18 protein-coding genes and 1 riboswitch are annotated in these 17,320 nt (G+C 35.9%); of the genes, 15 read left to right on the forward strand and 3 right to left on the reverse strand.

The window, feature by feature from the left end; all coding sequences use genetic code 11:
* Positions 1-3 precede the first annotated feature (3 nt).
* The 5 genes from RT412_RS06370 to RT412_RS06390 all read left to right on the forward strand — a co-directional run bounded on the left by RT412_RS06370 (position 4) and on the right by RT412_RS06390 (position 5,510).
* Positions 4-1,266: an amidohydrolase family protein gene (locus tag RT412_RS06370; RefSeq protein ID WP_313413113.1), complete on the forward strand. Its 1,263-nt coding sequence runs from the start codon at positions 4-6 to the stop codon at positions 1,264-1,266.
* A 222-nt stretch (positions 1,267-1,488) separates the two neighbouring features.
* Positions 1,489-1,639: riboswitch (Lysine riboswitch) on the forward strand.
* A gap of 124 nt (positions 1,640-1,763) precedes the next feature.
* Positions 1,764-2,645, forward strand: coding sequence for a 4-hydroxy-tetrahydrodipicolinate synthase (gene dapA, locus RT412_RS06375; RefSeq protein WP_313346018.1), 882 nt, complete (start codon positions 1,764-1,766; stop codon positions 2,643-2,645).
* 19 nt (positions 2,646-2,664) lie between these two features.
* Complete coding sequence (gene dapB / locus RT412_RS06380) at positions 2,665-3,372, forward strand: 4-hydroxy-tetrahydrodipicolinate reductase (RefSeq protein ID WP_313346015.1); 708 nt, start codon at positions 2,665-2,667, stop codon at positions 3,370-3,372.
* A gap of 16 nt (positions 3,373-3,388) precedes the next feature.
* Entirely contained in the window at positions 3,389-4,090 is a 702-nt protein-coding gene (dapD, locus tag RT412_RS06385) for a 2,3,4,5-tetrahydropyridine-2,6-dicarboxylate N-acetyltransferase (protein WP_313346012.1), read from the forward strand.
* A 97-nt stretch (positions 4,091-4,187) separates the two neighbouring features.
* A complete protein-coding gene (locus RT412_RS06390) occupies positions 4,188-5,510 on the forward strand; it encodes an aspartate kinase (protein WP_313346009.1) in 1,323 nt (440 codons plus the stop codon).
* Between the two features lie 137 nt (positions 5,511-5,647).
* On the opposite strand, the gene RT412_RS06395 is transcribed toward RT412_RS06390, so the two are convergent.
* The 3 genes from RT412_RS06395 to RT412_RS06405 form a co-directional block, all read right to left on the reverse strand.
* Complete coding sequence (locus RT412_RS06395; RefSeq protein WP_313346006.1) at positions 5,648-7,567, reverse strand: S-layer homology domain-containing protein; 1,920 nt, start codon at positions 7,565-7,567, stop codon at positions 5,648-5,650.
* Positions 7,568-7,746: 179 nt separating this feature from the next.
* Positions 7,747-8,631: an AraC family transcriptional regulator gene (locus RT412_RS06400; RefSeq protein ID WP_313346003.1), complete on the reverse strand. Its 885-nt coding sequence runs from the start codon at positions 8,629-8,631 to the stop codon at positions 7,747-7,749.
* Between the two features lie 12 nt (positions 8,632-8,643).
* Complete coding sequence (locus RT412_RS06405) at positions 8,644-9,177, reverse strand: DUF5698 domain-containing protein (RefSeq protein ID WP_313346000.1); 534 nt, start codon at positions 9,175-9,177, stop codon at positions 8,644-8,646.
* Between the two features lie 158 nt (positions 9,178-9,335).
* Between RT412_RS06405 and trmB the strand changes: the two genes are divergently transcribed.
* From trmB to cas6, 10 genes are all read left to right on the forward strand, one after another.
* Positions 9,336-9,974 (forward strand): tRNA (guanosine(46)-N7)-methyltransferase TrmB, encoded by a 639-nt coding sequence (gene trmB / locus RT412_RS06410; protein WP_313345997.1) that lies wholly within the window; start codon positions 9,336-9,338, stop codon positions 9,972-9,974.
* A complete protein-coding gene (locus RT412_RS06415) occupies positions 9,971-10,249 on the forward strand; it encodes a DUF1294 domain-containing protein (RefSeq protein ID WP_313345995.1) in 279 nt (92 codons plus the stop codon). Before trmB ends, RT412_RS06415 begins: the two co-directional genes overlap by 4 nt.
* Positions 10,250-10,301: 52 nt before the next feature.
* Entirely contained in the window at positions 10,302-10,751 is a 450-nt protein-coding gene (gene ybaK, locus RT412_RS06420) for a Cys-tRNA(Pro) deacylase (RefSeq protein WP_398439029.1), read from the forward strand.
* A 100-nt stretch (positions 10,752-10,851) separates the two neighbouring features.
* Positions 10,852-11,532 (forward strand): RluA family pseudouridine synthase, encoded by a 681-nt coding sequence (locus RT412_RS06425; protein ID WP_313345992.1) that lies wholly within the window; start codon positions 10,852-10,854, stop codon positions 11,530-11,532.
* A gap of 39 nt (positions 11,533-11,571) precedes the next feature.
* Positions 11,572-12,231, forward strand: coding sequence for an HD domain-containing protein (locus RT412_RS06430; protein WP_313345989.1), 660 nt, complete (start codon positions 11,572-11,574; stop codon positions 12,229-12,231).
* A gap of 110 nt (positions 12,232-12,341) precedes the next feature.
* The gene (locus RT412_RS06435) at positions 12,342-12,746 is read left to right on the forward strand and encodes a MarR family transcriptional regulator (protein WP_313345986.1); all 405 of its coding nucleotides are present in this window, start codon (positions 12,342-12,344) and stop codon (positions 12,744-12,746) included.
* A 129-nt stretch (positions 12,747-12,875) separates the two neighbouring features.
* Positions 12,876-13,229 carry a carboxymuconolactone decarboxylase family protein gene (locus RT412_RS06440; RefSeq protein WP_312815848.1) on the forward strand — a complete coding sequence of 118 codons (354 nt, stop codon included), beginning with the start codon at positions 12,876-12,878 and terminating at the stop codon, positions 13,227-13,229.
* 45 nt (positions 13,230-13,274) lie between these two features.
* A complete protein-coding gene (gene lpdA, locus RT412_RS06445; protein ID WP_313345982.1) occupies positions 13,275-15,011 on the forward strand; it encodes a dihydrolipoyl dehydrogenase in 1,737 nt (578 codons plus the stop codon).
* On the forward strand, positions 15,004-15,990 hold the full coding sequence (locus RT412_RS06450) for a lipoate--protein ligase (RefSeq protein WP_313345979.1): 987 nt from the start codon (positions 15,004-15,006) through the stop codon (positions 15,988-15,990). The genes lpdA and RT412_RS06450 overlap by 8 nt, the downstream gene beginning before the upstream one ends.
* Positions 15,991-16,580: 590 nt before the next feature.
* A complete protein-coding gene (gene cas6, locus RT412_RS06455) occupies positions 16,581-17,315 on the forward strand; it encodes a CRISPR-associated endoribonuclease Cas6 (RefSeq protein ID WP_313345977.1) in 735 nt (244 codons plus the stop codon).
* Positions 17,316-17,320 lie beyond the last annotated feature (5 nt).

Here is a 17,320-nt window from a genome sequence, read left to right on the forward strand (position 1 = left end):
GATATGAAAAACAAAGAATATTTTAAAAAAACAATATATAAAAACGGTAATGTATTATCGATGAAGACGGATGGAATTTCTTACCATACGGACATTGTTGTTGAAAAAGGTGTTATTACAGAAATCAGAAAGAACGCAGCGGCAGAATATGAAGACACAGGCCTGGTGGATTGCACCGGAAAATACCTTATGCCTTCGTTGTTTGATTCCCATGCACATCTCAACTCCAGTGAAATGTGCAGCCTTTTTATCGCAAACGGTATAACTTCCATCAGGCATTTAAGCGGAGGAAGCCGTGTAAAGAAATACTCAGAAGAGATAATGAACGGAGAACGTATCGGCCCCTACGTGTATTCGTCAGGCCTCATATATGACGGCTGGGATGCAAAAGAAAAATTCGAAGGACATGTTTATTTATCTACAGTGGAAGAGGCGGAAAAAGCAGTGTATGACACTATTGAATCAGGATACCAATGGGTAAAGACATATCCGTCCATTTCACCTGAACAGCTCAAAAGGCTTATGGATACGGCAAATGCGTGCGGTATTAAAGTTTGCGGGCATATGAGCTATTTTGTCGATGCAAAAGAGCTGAGGGACTGGGGTTATCATTGCTGTGAACACAGCAGCAGCCTTCCGAAACATGAATCCGATGTCATATATTTAGCAAAAAGCGGCATGTGGTTTTGCCCTACTCAGGTAGTTTGTGAAACCTTGCCTGACTATGTCTGGAACGGTAAGAAATTGAGCGATCTTAAAAATTATGAATATGTGCCTGGCCTTATAAGGAGGTTTTGGGAGGAAAGAAACGAAAAAATCATAAAAGGATATAAAAACAGGGGACTGCGTCCGGATATCAACGTCATCATCGAAAGAGGGAAAACCTTTATGGAACATTCAAACAGGTATCTTGCCGGAAGCGATACTATGTACCCCGGTATGATTGCCGGATTTTCCCTTCATGATGAGCTTTGTAAATTAGTTGAGCTGTACGGAAGGACACCCTATGAAGCTTTGGAGGCCGCGACTGTCAATCCGTCGGTTTATTGCGGCAGCGAGGACTCAAAAGGAACCCTGGCGAAAGGAAAAGATGCGGATATATTGATTTTAGATAAAAATCCTTTGGCTGACATCAGAAACACAAAAACAATATATGGGGTTATCCAAGGCGGCAGATACTTTAACAGGCAGGAACTGGACAGATTGCTTGAAGGAGTAAGGGCACTTCCGGATGAAAAGCTTGAAATTTTTGAAAGATTGTTTTAATCGAATAAATTGGGAGTTCGTTGCGAATGCCCTACCACTATTTTTCAGAAAAATCGTCTGAAAATAGGGTTAGGGCATCTTTCGCTATTGCTCAGGATGACAAATAACTGCTGTGAATAGTAACCTTCATATAACATATAACAAATTTTAAATTTTATAAAAATTTATATTGACATACCAGTTGGCTGAGAATATAATGGAAAAAATTAAATATTTTCGTGGGTATATTACAGAGGTTGCGATGATCAAGAGTAAGGCAATGCTTGAAAGGGTGATTCGCCGAAGGGATTTTTTCTCTGGGCTTACATTTAATAGATGTAATACTGTTTTTATAGGATGCTTCCCAATTCTATAAAAGAGAGCTGTAATGTGCTGGGCAGAAGGTTCGGTGTTTTTTGAAAGCGTCTGAGAGCCCTTTTGCTCTTATGTCGCTTTTTTTATACTAGAAAAAGCGACGTGAAAATTATTTTAAATAATTTTTGAAGGAGAAAAAGACAATGAATGATTTAGTAAATGGCTGTGGAGTAGCTTTAGTAACACCATTTGTAAATGGAGAAGTTGATTATGAAACTTTAGGGAAATTAGTAGACATGCATGTTGAGTCATCCGGCTCAATTATAGTGGCAGGTACAACTGCTGAAACCCCGACATTGACAGATGATGAATACCATGAGATTGTAAGATTTGTAATTGACAGAACGGCAAAAAGAATACCTGTTATAGCGGGAGCAGGAAGCAACTGCACCGCAACAGCTGTTAAAAAAGCGAAATTCTGTGAAGAAGCAGGAGTTGACGGATTGCTGTTAGTAACTCCATATTACAACAAAACAACACAAAGAGGATTGATAAATCACTACAGAATGATTGCAGAAAGCACATCATTGCCGATAATAGTTTACAGTGTGCAGGGAAGAACCGGCATGAACATTGAACCAAGTACAGCATTGGAATTATCAGAAATTGATAATATTATAGGAATTAAAGAAGCGAGCGGCAACATCAGTCAGGTAGCTGAAATACTCAGAATTTGTCCAAAAGATTTTTTGGTCTATTCCGGAAATGACGATATGATTGTTCCGCTAATGTCGTTAGGAGGACACGGAGTTATTTCTGTAGTTGCTAACATACTGCCTGCTGAAACTAAAAAAATTGTGGATGATTACAATAACAGAAACATAGAAGAAGCAAGAGATGCCCAGTTAAATATGAATGGATTGATTAACGCTTTGTTTATAGAAACAAACCCTATACCGGTAAAAGAGGCAATGGAAATCATGAAATTATGCAGCTCTGAGGTTAGAGAACCTCTATATCCTATGTCAGATGATAACAGACATAAATTGATTAACGAAATGAGAAGGTATGGCATAAATTGTTAAGGATGGGAGGAAGAAATATATGATAAATGTTGCTTTATGCGGTTACGGAGCTATGGGAAAGGTAGTCGAGCAAGAGATACAAACTTATGATAATGTCAAGCTTGCAGGGATTATATCGCCTAAAGACGGAAAGCTTTGCGAAAATTTAAATGATATAGACGTAATTATAGATTTTTCAAATCCGGCTAATCTCGACTTTTTATTAAATTATGCAGAGGAAAGGAATGCTGCATTATTAATTTGTACAACAGGATTTAATCAGGAGCAGAAAAATAAAATCACAGAAGCAGGATTAAATGTTCCGGTTATGCTTTCATCAAATACTTCAACAGGAATAAATATTATAAGAAAGATGTTAAAATTAATCAGCAATGATTTAAACAATTTTGAGATAGATATAGTAGACAGACATCATAATAAAAAGGTGGATGCCCCAAGCGGTACGGCTAAAACGTTAGCCGAAGACATAATGCAGGAGACGGGAAGAGAAAAAGTTGAGATGCATTCTTTTAGAGCAGGAACTATACCGGGAGAGCACACAGTTATATTTTCAGGTATTGACGAAATTATAGAGATAAAGCATACTGCATTTTCTAAAAAGATATTTGCCAGAGGAGCAATAGATATTGCGTTAAAATTAGTAAATCAAGAAGCAGGTCTTTATACGACAGAAGAATTTTTTGACATGGATAACAGAAAAATAAATAAAATAATAAATATAGCGTAAAAATCAGGAGGTAAAAATGTTCTTACAAGATCCATATGAAATAGCGAAATTTATAAAAGATGCAAAAAAATCAACACCTGTAAAGCTTTATGTATCAGGCAAGATAAACAATATAGAAAGCTACAATATGAAAGTATTCCAATCAGAAGATATGGCTATACTCATAGGCGAATACACCGATGCACAAAGATTGTTGTCTGAAAATCCGCAAATAGAAAATTACTATTTGGAGTATGACAGAAGAAACTCCGCGATACCTCTGCTAAACACAAATGAAATCAGTGCACGTATAGAGCCGGGCGCTGTTATCAGAGACATGTGTACCATAGGCAAGGATGCGGTAATAATGATGGGTGCAGTAATAAATATCGGTGCCGTAATAGGCGAAAAAACCATGATTGATATGAATGCCGTTGTAGGTGCGAGAGGAACAATAGGTAAAAATGTTCACGTCGGAGCAGGTGCAGTTATTGCCGGTGTTTTAGAACCGCCAAGCAAGACACCGGTTATTATTGAGGATGATGTTTTAATTGGTGCCAATGCCGTTGTTTTAGAGGGAGTAAAGGTTGGTAAGGGAGCAGTTGTTGCTGCCGGAAGCGTAGTTACTGAGGATGTTCCCGAAATGGCGGTTGTTGCGGGAAGTCCTGCTAAAGTACTTAAATATAAGGATGAAAGAACTATAGAAAAAACAAAACTTCTTGATGATTTAAGAGGGTAATTCATTCGCTATTTAAAGACATATGTATTTAATTTGTTGACATGATAATTATAATATGTTATCTTAATAAAATATCAGCTCAAATATAGGAGGACAAATGTTAAAGGTAGCAAAATTCGGCGGAACTTCTATGGCTGACAGCTCTCAGCTAAAAAAAGTACGCGATATTATAAACAGCGATGATGAAAGACGATTTATAGTAGTTTCCGCTCCCGGTAAAAGATTTAATGAAGATAACAAAATTACGGATTTATTGTACTTGACACATGCACATATTAAATTTTCGGTTCCTTATGCACCTATTTTTAAAATAATAGAGGATAGATACGATTTAATTAAAGGAGAATTGCATTTAAACATAGATTTGGAAAAAGAATTTAAGATTATAAAAGATAATTTAGATGATAAATGTGATGAAGATTACATTGTGAGCAGAGGAGAATATTTAAGCGCATTGCTTCTGGCTGATTACCTGAATTGTGATTTTATAGATGCCAAGGATGTAATTTTCTTTAATTATGATGGATCAGTAAACAATGAAAAAACCAAAGAAAAATTATGTGAAGCCTTGCAGAATTCAAAAAGAGCCGTAATACCCGGATTCTACGGTTCATATCCCGACGGAAGCATTAAGGTTTTTTCAAGAGGCGGTTCCGACATAACAGGTGCAATAGTTGCAGCTTTCTCCGGAGCCAATGTTTATGAAAACTGGACAGATGTTTCGGGCTTTATGATGGCTGACCCGCGAATTGTTAATAATCCAAAACAAATAAAAAAGATAACATATCAGGAGCTCAGAGAGCTTTCCTACATGGGAGCTTCTGTACTTCACGATGAAGCAATATTTCCGGCAAGAGAAGCAGGCATTCCTATAAATATAAGAAATACTAATGAGCCGGATAATCCGGGTACAGTAATTATAGATGATAATAGTGTCTACGACGGTAACGGAAACGGAGACATCATTACGGGAATTGCCGGCAGGAAAAACTTTACTGTTTTTTATGTCCATAAGGAGCATATGGCTAATGAAGTAGGCGTTGTGAAAAGGGCATTGGAAGTGTTTGAAGACAGAGGATTAAGCATAGAGCATTTACCGTCGGGTATAGACAGCTTCTCCATCATTCTTCCGTCAGAAGGATTAGAAAGGATAATACATGAGTTATCCGAAGAAATAAAAACAAAATGCGGAGCACAGTCAGTAAATGTTTTTAAAAGCTTAAGCTTAATTACAACCGTCGGAATAAAAATGGCATACAAGCCGGGAATTTCAGCAAAGCTGTTTACGGCACTTGGAGACAATAATATTAACATTCGTATGATTGACCAGGGCTCCAGCGAAATCAATATAATCGTCGGAGTGGAAGATAAAGATTTTGAAGATGCAATAAGAGCAATATACGGTGCATTTGTAAAATAATAAACAGGCTGCTGAAAAAGCCCCCCTGCGTCGTTGCCGCTGCGCCGGTCAATCCTCACGTATGTCTGATACGCTGCGTCTGCCTCTTCCGGCGCCTTGCAGGATGAACTTTTTCAACAGCCTGAGTTTTTTGTAATTTATTTCAGGATATATTCAATCAATCTTCTCAGCACTGCCGCAACCTCAGCACGTGTTGATACGCCGTAAGGATCGAATTTGTTGTCCGTCCTGCCTGAAATAATTCCCGTTCCCTTCAGCTGCATGATGCTTTCCCTTGCCCAGGAATCAATAAGGGTATCATCGCTGAATTCGTTATTGTCTTCTGTGAATTTAAGTCCAAGATAATTCATAAAACGGAACATCATGGCTGCCATTTCCTGACGTGTTACAGCTCTTTCGGGTTCAAATGAATTTCTCGATACACCTAATATTACTCCGCTTTCCGCAGCCCATTTTACGTATGGAGCATAGTATGCATCCTGAGGTACATCCTCGAAGCTGTATCCCATATAGTAATCAGGGTCTGCACCGTACATGCGTCCAAGCACCGCAGCAAACATTCCCCTTGTCATGTGTGTGTCAGGAGAGAAAATTCTCGTTGAAATGCCGTTAAATAAAAGTCGTGAAGAAGAAAAATCTATATCGTTCTTAGCCCAGTGACCTGCTATATCCTCAAATGGCTTCGCATTGTAGATAATTTCATATTTTCCCTGTCCTCTGGATACATACTTCATCCTGTCTCCGAGTATGATCCCCAAACCGAGTATATGCTGCACACCGTCATTATCGGTATAAAGCACAACATTGCCGTACGGATTGCTTAAATCTATACCGGATGCATCCAGCCATCCTATTTCACCTGCAGCGGGTACGAGAGCTTTCTTTGTAGTAAAGCTCATATCTTCACCGTAGCTTGTTCCCATACTGTTGACTGCATACGCACGCACATGGTATGTGGTTCCGGCTTTTAGCTCTTCAACCAATGACGTAAAGCTACCCGTTCCTTTTCCTGATGAAACCTTTAAAACTTCGGAGCTGACTATTGAAGGATTGGCCTTTTTACCGTATACGAAGCCGCGCTCCGTAACAGTTAATCCGCCGTCTGAAGTAACGCTTCCCGACAATGACGCCTTAGATTCAGTAATATCAGACACGCCTTTTGTCACAACAGTGGGTACACTCAGTACGCGGCTGCTTCTTCCGGGTGAAGGGGGATTTACAGGAGTGTCTGAAGCAGTGAAGCTTACAATTGCCCCGTAGCCGGTTCCCTTGCTGTTAACGGCATATGCACGCACATAGTACGTCTTGTTTTCTTCAAGTCCTGTAATTGGTGTAGTAAAACTTCCCGTTCCTGAACCAACCTTTATTGCGGTATATGTTGTTAAATTTGAAGCAGTTCCGAAAAGGAAGCCCCTTTCTGTAACAGTATCGCCGCCGTCACTTGTCACATTTCCCGACAAAATAGCACTTGAGGTGGTTATGCCGGCTACGGCATTGGTTACAACCGTAGGAGCATTGACGGGAGTTACAACCTCGCTGTTGCTTATCTTGACAATGCTTCCGTGTCTACCATTGTAAACCCAATATCCACTTTCTATGTTATCCTTTGAATCACTTGTTCTGATAATATCATCAATTAAAATATAGATATCATCAGCATTAATCTTTCCGTCTACAGTTACCATACTCTTATCATCTACAGTTTCCCTGCTATAGCAACGTATACCGATGCTATCGTCATCTGATGAACTGACATTAACGCTTCCGGTTACATGGACGATACCTCCCGCACCTTCTCCCATATTTGCGTTAATGCCTGTGGCTCCGTTACCTGTCGCAGATACATTACCGTTTATCTTAACGGATCCGAAATCATTGGATATTACTCCAATTGCAAAGTTTTCTTTCACTGTTACGTTGCCGTTTACTGTCACTTCTCCAAAGCTGGCGTCGATACCATAAGCACCATCACCTGTTACTTCAACGTTTCCGTTCAATGTTACTTTGCTCTCATTTTGGTTGCGTACACTAACTCCGCAGGACAAATCTCCGGTCACGGATACCGCCGAACCCGCAGAAGAAACAGAAACTTTTCCTCCGTGTGCCGCTAATGCTCCGGTTGAATTGCCTCCTGAAACATTATAGCATAATGTGAGTTTAAAATCTTTTCTGAAATTGTGATTTATTTCTCATTTTGCTTATGTAGTAAAAAAAAATTCTGCAGTGACAGAATTTTTCAACATACGATTTTCCTGTATTCGGTTGGGGTGATTCCTGTTTTACGTTTGAAAACAGTGCTGAAGTGACCGGCATTTGAAAAACCGGTTTCCAAAGCCACCTCTGTAATGCTTAAATTTTTAAGCTGAAGAAGCTCTTTTGCTTTCTCGATTTTTGCCTCCGTATAGAAGGAATAAGGTGTCTTGCCGGTGCATGCCTTAAAGGCACGAATAAAATAGAAGGTGCTGAGCCCTGCCACGCGGGATGCTTCTCCAATGGAAAATTCAGCAGAATATTGCTCTTTCAGGAAATCCGCAGCACGGTTTATTCCTATCTTTTCTGCTGCCGTAACGGTAAAATCCATATGAATGTTGTTTTTTGAACATCTTATAATTTCTGTAAACAGCATACGTACCAAATTATCCTGTATTATATTGTATCCCTGCTTCTTTGATATACTTTCTTCAACGAACAGTCCGAGAAGGAAACGTATATTGTTACTTATGTCAAAGCTTGTGTTTTCAAAATGAATTGCTGTTTTTCCGAAGCCGTTAAATAAAAGGTCCTCTAAAAATTCCTTCTTGCATGAAATACAGATAAGCTTGTTGATTTTTGTATCCACCGGAACTCCGTGACTTTGCCACGGATTAAAGGGAGTCAGCTTATGCTTTTCTAAGACGGGGTTAATGCTGTCGCTTATAGCCGGTACATTATCGCTCAGAGGCATCATGAATTCATATTCGCTGTGGGAATGCTGACCTGCAGGAAAATCAACAGGCTTGTTGGCAACGAAAATCGATGCATCCGGAACAGTATAAAGATTCACACCAGGACACATTTCCATACAGTCCCTTTCCCATTTTTCATAACTTTTCGGCATAGAATTATCAGCATAATCATTCATGAAACGCACCTCCTATTTTAAATATCCGCCCATCATTGACTTGATGTCATTGACAGTAATATATGCAGTTGGAGCGGTTTGTTTTATTAATTTAACAGCATCAGATATTTTCTTTCTTTTTAATTGGATAAACAGAAGTGATTTTTTGCTGTCATCCTTGCCTCTTCCATCTATTATGGTAACTCCATAGTTTTCTTCTCTTAATACTTCTGCAAGTATTTTTCCTGTATCTTCAGTTACTACAACCTGTATTGAAGCCAATCCAACGGCTATTTTTGATTCGATTGTAATTCCGATATAGTTACCCAGTGAAAAGGCAATTGCATATACGAACATTTTTATAGGATCTTCTGTAATATTATTTAAAACAGAGCTTACAACAACAAGCCAAATAAGTATTTCAACAAAGGCCAAAATTGCTCCTATTACTCTTTCACCTTTGTTAATATACACTAATCGGATGGTCGCTATTGATACTTCTATAATTTTAGCGAGAAATATAATAATATATAGAATAGGACCATGAAAATTCATTAAAAAATCCATATGTACACCTCATAAGTTTTGTTAAGTATATTCTACTTTGTTTAGTAAAATTATGCAACATTTACTTAACGACAAAGTTGTTTAAATTGTTATTGTTTATTATTTCAAAATAATGTAAACTTTTAATAAACATGACACTAAATATTCAGGAGAATCCTATGCGATTAAGATATATACCGGGTCAGTACCAATACCTTCAACAACATGAAAAAACAATTACTGAACCGGAAAAAAGAGGATACAAATTAAATGATGCTTTCAACAACAATCATCCCATACATGTGGAATTAGGATGCGGAAAAGGTAAATTCATCAGAGAAACAGCAATAAAAAACCCGGATATAAATTACTTTGGATTTGAAAAAAGCGTAAAAGTTGCATATAGATGCGCAAAATCAATGCTTGAAAAAGACCCTGATAATTATTTTATCGTTTATTCTGACGGAGATATATTAAAGGAAGTTTTTGAACCTAATTCAATACAAAGAATTTACTTAAATTTTTCAGACCCTTGGTCAAAACCATCACACTATAAGAGAAGATTGACACATAAAAACTTTTTGGATGTATATAAAATTGTTTTGACGGATGATGGTGAAATTCATATGAAGACAGACAACAATGATTTATTTGAATATTCTGTAGAACAATTTATGCAGGACGGCTGGAAATTCGTAATTCTTACAAGAGATCTTCACAGCAGTCCATATGCAGAGCACAATGTTATGACAGAGTATGAAGAGCGCTTTGTAAGAGAAGGAAAGAAAATAAACAAACTCATAGTGAGGCGCCCATGAGTAAATTAACATTAATATTTGCGTATTATATTATTATTAATCTAACTTCATTTATAATATTTTTTATAGATAAACAAAAATCTAAAAAAGACAAGTGGAGAATTCAAGAAAAGACGCTTCATACATTAAGCTATATCGGAGGAGTGTTTGGAAGTATTGCTTCTATGCTGTTATTTCATCACAAAACAAAAAAACCTGATTTTGTAATAATAACAATAATAGCACTTCTGCTAAATCTTTTTGTTTTATATAAGCTTAAGGAAGTGTTGTTTTAAAAGATTTATTTAGAGAGGTGATATTTTGAAGAAATTTAACAAAACTAATGCCATGAGAATCCTTGAAACATTAAAAATAGAATATGATTATATGACTTATGATACTGAGGACGGTCATATAGACGGTATATCAGTAGCACATAAAACAGGACAAAATCCTGAAGCGGTTTTTAAGACATTGGTAGCAGTAGGACACAGCAAGGAACTCTTTGTATTTTGCATTCCTGTAGAATATGAATTAGATTTGAAAAAGGCGGCAAAAGCATCTTCCGAAAAAAACATAGAAATGCTTTTGTTAAAAGATTTAACTAAAAATACCGGATACATAAGAGGTGGCTGCTCACCGATAGGTATGAAAAAACAGTACAAAACCTTTATAGATGAATCCGCTTTACTGCAGGATAAAATAGTAGTAAGCGCAGGAGCAATAGGCGTACAGATAATAATACAACCCGATGATTTAGTAAAAGCTATAGATGCACAGTACGCTGACTTAATATGAATTTTTTATTTTGGAGAACATATGTAAACGGGGACATTCCTTACTATCTTACAAAGATTCAGCATAATTGAGGGGTGTCCCCATATCGACAGGAGAATCTATGAACTTAAATATAATATTCGAAGACAAATATATACTTTGTCTTAATAAGCCTCAGGGCATACCCTCACAAAGTGATAAAACAAACGATGAGGATTTAATGTCGCAAGCAATTAAATATTTATCAAATAAAGGCGAAAAATCGTACTTAGGACTTATACATCGCCTGGACCGTCCCGTCGGGGGAGTAATAGTTTTTGCTAAGACAGAGTTTGCAAACAAAGAATTATCCAAGCAAGTACAGCTAAGAGAAACACAAAAGGAATATCTGACAGTTGTTTGCGGTAAGCCACAAAATAACAATGCAATTTTAGAAGACTACATAAAGAAACTAAAAACCATCAACATGTCCAAAATCACAACCTCAGAAGACAAACAAGCCAAGTTAGCTAAATTAGAATATGAAGTATTAAACAACTGCGAAACAGAAGAATACGGTACACTTACTTTGTTAAAAGTAAAGCTTCATACCGGCAGACATCATCAAATTCGCTTACAGCTGTCAAATGCCGGCTTACCCATATGGGGAGACAATAAATACAACAAAGTATTTATGAAGAAAAAAGAATTCACACAAATAGCACTTTGGTCACATAAATTCGGTTTTAAGCACCCAAAAACAAAAGGGTACATGGAATTTACTTCTAACCCGAACAGTTACCCATTTACACTAATGATATAACATAATATTTATTTATGTAAACTAAACAAGAGGTGAAATATGATTACATTTGACGATATAAGAAACAATAAAGAAATACAAACATATATAACAAAAGCAGATGATTCATTAATTGAATTAGGTTATACAGAACATTCCTTTGCTCACGTAGGAAAGGTTGCAAATCAGGCGCGTGATATACTAAGTCAGTTAGGATATGATGACAGAACCGCCGAATTAGCCCAAATTGCCGGTTTTATGCACGACATCGGCAATGTAGTAAACCGTGTAGATCATGCACAAACCGGTGCTATAATGGCATTCCGTATATTAGATAAAATGGGAATGGACGTTGAAGAAATTGCCACCATAATTTCAGCAATCGGCAACCACGACGAATCAACAGCCATACCGGTTAATGCAGTCGCGGCAGCATTGATACTTGCGGATAAAAGTGATGTAAGAAGAACAAGAGTAAGAAATAAAGTAACATCCACGTTTGATATTCACGACCGTGTTAATTACTCAGTAGAATCATCCAATTTAATTATTGATACAGAATGTAATTATGCAATATTAGAACTGAAAATCGATACAACAACCTTCAAAGTAATGGACTACTTTGAAATATTCTTAGGAAGAATGCTCTTATGCAGAAGAGCAGCAGAATTTTTAAAACTGAGATTTAAGTTAGTGATTAATGGGGTGGAGTTGTTGTAATTGATGAATAATTACGGTTATCAAAAAGTTTAAAGGAGTTTATGTCTTAATTAATATTATATTACGGAAGTTTAAAGGAGGAAATTATGTTTTTTAATTTGGATAAATGAGTGGGCCACATTACTGAAAATGCAATTAAGCAGATTTCAGAAGCTTTCGGTCGGAAGCTGCAAGATTCAGGTATAACACGTATTCAGTGGATTGCACTTTATTATGTAAAGGCAAAGAAAAGAATTTCACAAAGAGAATTATCTAACCTTATGAATGTACAGGATTCAAGTGCAGGTAGACTTATTGATCGCTTGGAGCGTGATGGATTAATTGAAAGAGAACGAAATGATATTGATAGAAGAGTTATTTATATAACACTTTCTGATATGGGAGATAAACTCATTTCTGATTTAATGCTTATAGGTATTAAATTCAATAATGATTTGGTTGCAGGAATTGATGAAGAAGAGCTTATAATTTATGAAAGAGTTCTGAAAAAGATGATTTCAAATATAACTAAATAAGAATAAAAACTGTTCACCGAAATAGTGAGCAGTTTTTTTGTTGAAATTTTTGAAAAAATTGTTTGATATTTAACAAAATGTTTGCTATACTTAATATTGCATAGGCAAGTAAAATTGAGGAGAAGAAATATGGCGTATAATGTTAGAGAATTACTAAATTCATTCGTTGGAGGACTTGAAAATCTTTCAACAACAAATCCTGAAAATGTTGGAGCTTTTATGGGGTTGTTAGGCGCTGCTTATGAACCGAAAGCGCTTGACTTAAAAACCAAAGAGTTGATGAGTGTGGCAATCGGATGCTATAACAGATGCGAGTATTGTATTGTTTACCACTCGTACAAAGCTTTTGAAGCAGGAGCGACTAAAGAAGAAATATTGGAAGCAGCTATGGTGGCAGTAGCTTTTGGCGGAGGACCATCCATGGCTTATTCAGTAACATTGCTAAATGAATGTATTGTTGAATTTGAGGGAGATTTTAAATAAAAAGGGTAAAACCTTTTTATTTAAATACCTTTGGAGGTTAAAAAAATGAAGTATGATTTGATTATAGAAAAACTATCCGGACACGATACATCCGGAAAAGTTGGAAAGATAAATAAAAGACCCGGAGATTCTTTAAATTCCGGTGACATTATATTCACAATAGAATCAGGAAAAGGGACAATTAAATTTACATCACAATATAAGGGTATTTTAGGACAATTATCGATTACAGAAGGAGATATAATAAAAAAAGGTCAGGTTGTCGGAAATGTTGAAGGGGAATTAATTGAGGAAACCGGTACGGCTAAGCCAACCCAATTTAAATCTGGGCAGGAGCTCAAGAAGACGGCATATTCATTTGGACTTGCTAAACCCACCCCTAAAAATTACAACGTAGATGTAGCGATAGTAGGTGGAGGTCCCGGCGGTTATGTTGCTGCTATCAGGGCTGCTCAAGGTGGAAAGAAGGTACTTATAATTGAAGAAAATCGGCTCGGCGGGACATGCCTAAATTATGGATGCATTCCTACAAAAGCACTTGTAAGCAGCATAGATGTTTTAGAAAAAATTAAACACTCTGAAAGCTTTGGTATAGAAGTAGGAGAGGTAAAGTTTTCTCTTGAAAGAATAATAAATAGAAAAAATGAGGTAGTCAATACACTGGTATCAGGGATTGAACACTTGATGAATGTACATGAAATAGAATATTTAAACGGTAAGGCAGAGGTTATGGATTCAGAGACACTAAACGTGAAAAATAAGTTAATTGACGCAACTATAAAATTCGATAAATTAATTATTGCTACAGGATCTAAAACCTCTATTCCTCCGATTGAAGGTGCTGATAGTGAAAATATTCTTACCAGTAAGGAACTGTTAGAGTTAACTGAGGTGCCTTCATCACTTACGATAATAGGCGGCGGGGTTATCGGAATGGAGTTTGCTTTTATATATAACGCCTTAGGCTCTAAAGTAAATTTAGTAGAGTTTTTACCTCAGATTCTGAATAATATGGATGAGGATGTAGCAAGTGTAATCAGAGCTTCTGCCATAGAAAAAGGAATTAATATCTTAGAAGGTGCTAAGGCTTCATCAATTAAGGCTTCCTTAGATGGAACAATGATTGTTGAAATTAATGAAAATAATCAAACAAAATATATAATCAGTGAAAAAGTAGCCATGGCAGTCGGGAGAAAGGCGAATCTTGAAGCTCTTGATTCAGAAAAACTTGGTGTGGAGCTTAATGAAAGACGTAACGGCATAAAGGTGGATGCTAATATGAGAACAAGTAATCTAAACATATATGCTATCGGGGATATAACAAACAAGATACAGTTAGCACATATAGCCTCACATCAGGGAATTATGGCGGCAGATCATATAAATGGAATTGAAAATGAAATGAGCTATGATTTGGTTCCAAGCGCAATATTTACTATACCGGAAGTTGGGCATGTGGGATTGAATGAAAAAGATGCTTGTGCTCAAAATCTTGATTATGTTACAGGAAAATTTCCGTTAATGGCAAATGGCAAGGCACAAGCTATGGGAGAAACTGAAGGCTTTGTAAAGCTTATTGCAAACAAAGATACAAGAAAAATTATAGGGGGAACAATAGTTGGTGTACACGCTACCGACATGCTTAGTACAATAAGCAATATAATAGCTTCGGAGTTGACTATAGATAAGGCGGCACACGTGATATACGCACATCCTACTACAGCTGAATCCATTCATGAAGCATTATTAAGTGTAGATGGCAGAGGAATTCATTTTGCATAGGAAATTTAAAGTGTATCTGTCTGAATCGTTTGATCCTAAATTCAATTTATCCGTAGAAGAGTGGTTAATGAATTGCAGTGAACCTGATGAAGTATTATTGTTTCTTTGGCAAAATAAAAACACCGTAGTTATAGGGAGAAATCAGAATCCCTACAAAGAATGTGATATTAAAAGGCTTAAAGAAAATGATGTACACCTGATAAGAAGATTGTCAGGCGGTGGAGCCGTATACCATGATTTGGGGAATTTAAATTTTACATTTATTGCATCTGACAAAAATTATAACGTTGAAAACAACATGAAAGTGATTACAGATGCCATTGCCAGGTATGGAATCTATGGCTATTTTAATGGCAGGAATGATTTGCTGGTGCAAGAACGGAAATTTTCCGGAAATGCCTTTATCAGCGACAATGGTAGGAATTGTCATCATGGAACTATACTCGTGGATGTTGAGTTAGAAAAGATGTCCGGATATTTAACGGTATCACCTTTAAAGCTGGAGTCAAAGGGAATCGACTCTGTTTTGTCAAGGGTAATTAATCTCAAGGAAATATCTCCGCAATTAACTACTGAAAGCTTAAAAACTTCACTGATAGAAAGTTTTAATGAATTTTACAAAACGGAAGCACAAAGAATAATTTTAAACGAGAATACAACAGATGTATCAAAGTATATTGAAAAGTATGATTCATGGGAGTGGAATTACTCTGAAAGCCCGGATTTTTCAATAGTATTAGAGAATAAGTTCGATTGGGGAATCTTTGAAATTCATTTAGAGCTTTCTGACGGAAAAATCAAGGATTGCCGGATATTTACGGATTCCATGGAGCTTGAAGCCTTTAAATATTTAGAAACAGCCCTTATTAATAAGCAATTAAAAAGTAATAATATTACAGATGTTATTCACAAATCTATTAAAAATGAAAATATTAAACAGGGACTATGTTTGTTCCTAAACGATAAAATCAACATGTAATGCAGAAAGCTTGCTTAAATTTATAATAGGCAAGTTTTTTGTTTTTAAGATGGTGATTATGTGGGCGGAGTTATTGCTGAAATTTAAAATAATAAATAAAATTAAGTAGAAATATGTAAACTTATAGTAGTAAATTATACAAATAAATGGTACAATGAATATGACAACGATTTCAATCAATTATAAATATATTTTAAATTATGATGTTATTTAAGAAATGACCTTCCTAACACCAATATCTAGGGCTATATACTTTCAGTAAGAAACTCATATTAATAATAAATAAAAATCCTTATAGGTAAGCTATAAACAAATTAGCAAATAACATAATATATTTCAAATCCTTATAGGTAAGCTATTACACGTATTATTTTTATTGTATTTAGAATAAAATATAAGTTAGCATATTTATATATGCTTGTCAAGTATTTTATATATTGTTCTCTATTTTCTCTACTTTAATAAATTTATTTTTATACCACTATTTTTAAAAATAATTCTTGTCAAATATATATAAACTTGATAGATTAAATATGTTAATAAACAAATAACAAAATATTAAAATCTAAGATAGGCGGTCGGGTGGTTAAATGAGAGCAGAAATTTATTTCAATTTGGAAGAACCGGCATCTATACCGATTCAATATAATCACATAGTACAAGCTGTTATATATTCTTGGATAAGTGATGAAAAATTTAAGGATTTTATACATAACAAAGGATATAAGTTTGAAGAGAGAGCTTATAAATTGTTCACTTTTTCGAAAATTAACGGCAAATTTCGAATAGATAAGCAGAATCGAAAAATAGTTTTTTATGAAAACATGAGGATTACTATTTCCTCTGCGGTAAATGAATTTATGGAATATTTATTAAGTAGTGTGTTGCTTGAAAGTAGTCCTATAAATATTGGTGGCGTTAAAGTAGAAATTAGTAGGGTTGAGGTTAAAGAACCGCCTGAATTGTCTAAAAAGGTTCAAGTATATACATTATCACCTGTTACTACTTATTCTACCTTAGAAAATAAACAAACAAAATTTTACAATCCATTTGATATGGAGTTTAGTCAATATATTAAAAATAATCTTTTACATAAATATGAGGCTTATCACGGTGAACATCCTGAAAATACTGATTTTATTATAAAACCCATCGGGGCTGTCAAGGAGGCGAGGGTTAATTATAAAGGATTTCACATTTTGGCTTATAATTGTGAATTAGAAATGGAAGGGAGTGAGGAGTTATTAAGAATGGCATATGATGCAGGAATTGGAGGCAAAGGCTCACAAGGTTTTGGCTGTATAGAAGTAAAGAAAAGTAGGTGATTGAA

Source organism: Sedimentibacter sp., assembly GCF_032080165.1.
Lineage (GTDB): Bacteria > Bacillota > Clostridia > Tissierellales > Sedimentibacteraceae > Sedimentibacter.